At 65.6% G+C, this 5,562-nt stretch carries 5 protein-coding genes and 2 pseudogenes; 5 read left to right on the forward strand and 2 right to left on the reverse strand.

The window, feature by feature from the left end; translation table 11 throughout:
* The 4 genes and pseudogenes from GA0115254_RS36750 to GA0115254_RS36765 all read left to right on the forward strand — a co-directional run.
* Positions 1-1,417, forward strand: a pseudogene (locus GA0115254_RS36750) (hypothetical protein); the annotation flags it as partial.
* A 33-nt stretch (positions 1,418-1,450) separates the two neighbouring features.
* Positions 1,451-1,900, forward strand: coding sequence for a hypothetical protein (locus GA0115254_RS36755; protein ID WP_093899604.1), 450 nt, complete (start codon positions 1,451-1,453; stop codon positions 1,898-1,900).
* A 167-nt stretch (positions 1,901-2,067) separates the two neighbouring features.
* Positions 2,068-2,907, forward strand: coding sequence for an immunity 49 family protein (locus tag GA0115254_RS36760; protein ID WP_093899600.1), 840 nt, complete (start codon positions 2,068-2,070; stop codon positions 2,905-2,907).
* 118 nt (positions 2,908-3,025) lie between these two features.
* Positions 3,026-3,331, forward strand: a complete 306-nt coding sequence (locus tag GA0115254_RS36765; RefSeq protein WP_176740441.1) for a hypothetical protein — start codon at positions 3,026-3,028, stop codon at positions 3,329-3,331.
* 228 nt (positions 3,332-3,559) lie between these two features.
* On the opposite strand, the gene GA0115254_RS36770 is transcribed toward GA0115254_RS36765, so the two are convergent.
* The gene (locus tag GA0115254_RS36770; protein WP_141720980.1) at positions 3,560-4,165 is read right to left on the reverse strand and encodes a P-loop nucleotide/nucleoside kinase family protein; all 606 of its coding nucleotides are present in this window, start codon (positions 4,163-4,165) and stop codon (positions 3,560-3,562) included.
* Positions 4,166-4,446: 281 nt separating this feature from the next.
* On the reverse strand, positions 4,447-5,085 hold the full coding sequence (locus GA0115254_RS36775) for a hypothetical protein (protein ID WP_093899603.1): 639 nt from the start codon (positions 5,083-5,085) through the stop codon (positions 4,447-4,449).
* A gap of 176 nt (positions 5,086-5,261) precedes the next feature.
* Between GA0115254_RS36775 and GA0115254_RS36780 the strand changes: the two are divergent.
* Positions 5,262-5,562: pseudogene (locus tag GA0115254_RS36780) on the forward strand (hypothetical protein); the annotation flags it as partial.

Raw genomic sequence — 5,562 nt, forward strand, 5'->3', positions numbered from 1 at the left:
CATAGCAGCCAAGGCCCTGTCCTTCGCAGGCAAGACCGGCCGGATCGTCGACCCCATGACCTACGTCTTCAAGGGCGCCGGCGCGGGCCTGACGAAGATCAGCGACATGATGGCCGGCCTCAAAGGCCTGGGCCACGTCGAGTTCCCACCACTCCCCGACAACATCATCACCCTGCCCGAAGGCACGATCAAGCTCCCCGACGGCACGATCAACCTCCCCGAGGGCGCGACGATCCCGGACGGAGCAGTCACACTCCCGAACGGCACAGTCAAGCTCCCGGACGGAGCTGTGGCACTGCCGGAAGGCACGATCAAGTCACCCTTCGACGAGGGCGCGCCGTACATGGACCGCGACGGCAACCTCTACAACGACGACGGCAGCATCGCCCAACACGTGGACCAGTCGGGGAAAAACCCTCGCGTGGAGACCCCGACCCCGGTGCGCGAACCGGCCCTGGTCGGCGCGGGCATCCACGCGGGCGAAAACGCAGGCAACCACCTGCCCGGCAGCGCGGCCAACCACACGGCCGGTGGCGGTGTCGGCGATAACATACTCAGCAACAGCCTGAGCCATGAAACGAGCAGCGGCCATGCTGGTGAGGACCTGCCAGGCAGCAGACAGGCCGAGGCACGTAGCACGGGCCCCTTCACCGGCCGCCACCTGCCCGATGGGCCCACCACGCACAGCAAGCTCCCCCGAACCGAGCGTCCCCCCGGCGAAGGTGGCCTGGACGACTTGGGCCGGACCGGAGATGACGCCGACCCGTCTGAAAACAAGGCAGAGCGCGATAGCGACAGCGACAGTTCAAGCACCGCGGACGATCAGCCTGAAGCAGCGGATGGCGGCGGAATACCGGGCAATGGTAATCCGTACGCTGGACATGAGCCCGACCATTCGAGGCCCGCTCTGCTGCCGGCGGATGGTCCGCTGACGCTCAGAGACGTGCGTAACACGCGAGACCGTCAGATCCGGTGGAAGCGCGGTGAGGAATTGCATCGTCAGATGTGGGGCGGAAGCGCCGAACGACTGTACCCGGTCCCCACGAGCAACGGTCCGCGGTATCCCGTAACTGCTGCTGGCGGTCGAAAAGTTGATGTCCCTGTGGACCTGCCCGACGGGCGTACTATCGCCGTCGAGGTGAAGACATATGGCCCCTATCGCACCATCACTATGAAGGACGGGTCGCATCAGGCAGTCCGCAACGAGGTCCCGCTCAGCAAGGAAATCAAAGAGCAGATCAATAAGGACATAGCATTGAGGCGCCTGAATCCCGGATACGACCCCCGGTGGGCATTCACACACGCAGGCCCAAGCGAGACCCTTCGCACCTACTTTAAAGAAGCAAAGATAATATTCCTCGAATATGGGCCCGCACCCAAGAAAGACCAATGGGATCTACCCAAAGGCAAGAAGTAAGCTTACTTCGACTCAAGTGAAAGGTCACGGATGATGCAGAACTCGACAGACGCAGAGGTATCGGAGTGGGCAGTGGGCGCGCATCGTAACGCCGTCGGCCTGGCAGTAATGTTCGGCGTAACACCCGAACAATACTCGAAAGATCCGCTGACACTCATTCCTGGACTCCAGAATTACGTAGATCGCCTCCCTATGGAAGAATTCGAGCAATCGGACTGGATCACTCTCCACACAGACCTGACGTCATACCTGGGCGATCTTCTGGTGATTCGCCACGCAGCATCCTGGAGGAAGGCAGACGACCAGCACTCACCGGTTGGCTACCGCTACGTCATCGAGGCCGCCGGGCCGGACGGAAACACGTATCACGTGGAACCCTACGATGTAGTGATGGAGGAATTCGAGAATCCCCCCATCGAAATCTCACGCCTGATCGCCAACGCGGAGGCGGTGTTGCACGTTGCATCAGACCTTCATGAATGAGTCCTTCCGTGCGTCGTAGACACCCTGGAAATAACAACTTCCAAGGGCGATTTGAAGTACTTCACCACAAAGGGCCAGGATAATTCACGGACATACACGCTCCAGTACCGGCGGTTCGACACCAGCAAGGGGACTCTTCCGCGACCGTAGTCATTGCCCGACATGACATGCCGGGAGGACCCGATGCCGAGCATTTCGCGGAGCGGCTGGATGAGCACCTGGCCAAAGGCATCGACCGTCTTGAAAAGTCGACAGAGGTGATCAACTCCACATTCGACGCTGCCGTCTTGGCGTTGCACGCTCACTGTGTCAGCGATCCACGAGCGGCGAACGCAGAGACGTGGGAGGCGACGGTCAACGCGATGCAACTGGGCTCGGCATTCTTCGCCGTGACCGGTGCGAGCGAAGGGTCCGTCGAATGCCGTATCAATCGGAAGTTGCGGACCCTTCCGGCAGCCATGGGTCCGCGGTCGTCCGCCGACGCGGGGAACTGGCTGACGGCGTTCTGGCTGGCGGTCATCTGCCGTGAGCAGCAGCGCATGACCCAACTGTGTGAGATCCCGCTGGAGCGCCTGCGTTCTCCGGAAGGGCAGTACGACGAGTACATCTACCACTGGGTCGACACCCTGCAGACGTACTGGCTGCGACGGCCCGGGCTGGTGGAAAAACTCACCGCCGCGCTCCAGATGTCGGATCCCTCAGTGGCACGGATCGCGCCACTGGACATGCTCCAAGGCCAGCTCTATCCGCCGATCAACCTCTTCTACCGCTTCGTCACCAAAGGCGAGCAGGGCTTCAGCCCAGCCCTGGTGGAAGCGCTGAAGTTGCACCAGGTGTACTGGACCCTGAACGAAGAACGGGAGACCGACATCGACGGCAGCATCGCCCTCGGCCCGCTGGCCATCGCCTGCCTCGCCTACGACGGCAAACTCCCCATCGACGTCGAGTCCGAATACCTGCCCAAACACCTCCTCCAGCACTCATGGCTGGGCGAATTCCCCACCTGAGACCGAACAGGGGCGTATGGACGGTGTCGCGAGGTTCGCCCCCGAGGCTGCTATGTCAACGTGAGGTGACAGATTCATTTCTGTTTCTCGTACGACGGTCCGCCTGATCGCCACCTTCGTGGCTTCGGGCGCCCTTGTCGGCGCGGCCGCCATGCCGGCCCTGGCAGCCGGAGCCGACCATGGCCGCGACAACGGGAGGAGTTACTCACACAGCCACCGGAGCGGCCATCACCACGACGGTCACTTCGGCGACCGGGACAGGGGCTGGGACCGGGACCGGGACCACGACAGGAGCTGGAACCGAAACCGGGGCTGGGACCGGAACTGGTACCGGAACCGGGACCATGACCGGGACCAGGGCCGGCACCACGGCTGGTACAGCGACCGGCACCGGGATCACGACCGCTACCTCGGCCACCGCTAGCCCGCATTGAAGGCTGTGCCGTGACGCGGAGGCCAACCACCCCCTCTGCCACCCGTCCTCATGGCCGGCACAGCCACCGCACCGTGGCCGGAGGGCCGAAGACCATTCCTTGCGGTCTTCGGCCCTCCGGCCAATCGCCGAGGCGGCACGGCGGGCCAGGGGCGCGCCGTGCATCTGCCTGCTTTTGGAAACCAGGCAAGCAACCGGGTACCTCTGAGCGGCGTTTGGTCACCGAATCAGGGCGACGACCGCTGCCTCGATGCGTTCGATGTCCGGATCACCATCATCTGAGGTATCGACCTCGACGACGGCATGGGCTCCAGCCGGCGGATCGAAGATCGACCGCTTCATCTCGCCTCGCTGGAACAGGGATGGCAGCTGCCGGTCGACTGCCCCGCCTCCGGCCGCCCGGGCGCGGAGGCGCTCGCCGATGACCGATTCGCGGGCGACGACGTGAACAGCGAGCACTCGGGCGTCACATGCGAGCAGCGCATCCAGCAGCTCGCGCGACAACACGGAGGACTCCAGGACGAAGCTCGCCCCTGAAGAGGCGAGCAGCCGGGCCGCGTTGACCATCACGGCCTCAGCGCGGAGGCTCAAAGGACCACCGGCTATGTGGAAGTCCGGATTGAACTGAACGCCGCCGTCCTTGGCAACGGCAGCGGAGGACAGCCCGAGACCGGCCTTGATCTCGTCCCGGGTCAGGAACGGCACACCGAGGCGGCGCGCCGTTGCGCAGGCAACGGTGGTCATTCCGGCCCCCGGGGACCCGCATACGGCGACCACCACCGGCCGTTCCGCTTGGTCGTCGAACTCATCAGGTCGCAGGGCCACGATCAAAGACTAACGTGGCCCATCGGTACGGCAGTGCTACGGGTTGAAGGGTGCCCGGGTTGTGGTCCGGCGAGGACGGGGCCGGTGAGGACGGGGCCGGTGAGGACGGGGCCGGTGAGGCCGACGCCCGCCGTACCGTCGAGGCGGAGGAACTGGACGCCCGGGCGGCGCAGCACACTCATGGCGAGGTGGACGGCACCCCCCACCACACCGCTCTCGCGGGCCGTTGGCGCACCCGCCGACAGCGGCCGGCTCCGGCGTCGTATCGCCCTCCTCGGGCGTCAGCCCTTCGGCGGGGGAAGCAGTTCGGCGTGCCTGACCGTGTAGCCGCCCTTGGTCACCGGGGCGTACGGCGCGGGAGCCATGCAGGTGCCCACGGGGGCCTCCGCGGGAGCGGTGTCGCCGCCCGGCAGCAGGTTCACACCGTTCCAGGAGAAGCCCACACGGTCGTCGGAACGGCCCTTGTCCTTGCCGCCGTCGTAGACGCTGAACCCGACCCGCTCGCCGACGTTGTCCGGGCCGCCCGGGCTCACCTTTGTGATGATCGCCGTCAGTGTCGCCGTGTGGGGGCCGGTGACCAGGCAGTCCACACGGCCTTCGGAGGTGTACGTCCTGTCCCGCTCGGCGGAGTAGTGGGACACCGTGACCGTGCCCCGGGCGTCGGTCGGAAGCCCCGTGGGGATCCCGGGCAGCGGTTGGCTGTAGGGGTCCGCGTGCGCGTCGAAGGTGAACGTGCGGACGTCGTGGTCCGGGTAGTACGGCAGGACGAACTCCGCGCTCCCCGTGACGCTCGCGTACGCGGCCTTGTCCGCGCGCTGCTCGGCGGAGGCGACGGGGGCGCCGCTCAGGGGCAGGCCGACGAGCAGTGCGGCGAGCACGGCGGGGAGGGCCAACGTCCTGGGGCGGGGCAGGGAAGTCATCGAAGTCTCCTTGTGATGAGGCCCGTTGATCAGGCAGGACCATCCTCGCGCCGGTCCCCGTCCGTGCCATCCGCCGACATCCGTAACTCACCACGGGGCCGCCTCAGACCCGAGACCGACAGGCGTCATCCCTGGGTCGCAAACCTCCTGGGCCACCGCCCCTCGTTACCTTTTTCGTGGCCCCGCAATGGGGCGCCTGGCCCCCGGGTCCGGTATGGCTGTGTGCCCCCTGTCGAAGTGATGACCTGGGGGGTGTTGCCGCCGGCGAGGTCAACCGCACCACCAACCGGCTGCGCGGCCTGCTCTCCCAGATCCATCCCTCTCTTGAGCGCGTGCTCGGCCCGCGCCTGGCCTACCCCTATATTCAGGCCCTCCTGGCCCGGCACGGCTCCCCGGCCAGGCTGAAAAGACTCGGCAGGGCCCGCTGCGAGGCCTTGCTCAAGGCCCACGGCTCGCGCAAGGCCCACCACCTCACCA

Source organism: Streptomyces sp. Ncost-T10-10d (genome assembly GCF_900091955.1).
Lineage (GTDB): Bacteria > Actinomycetota > Actinomycetes > Streptomycetales > Streptomycetaceae > Streptomyces.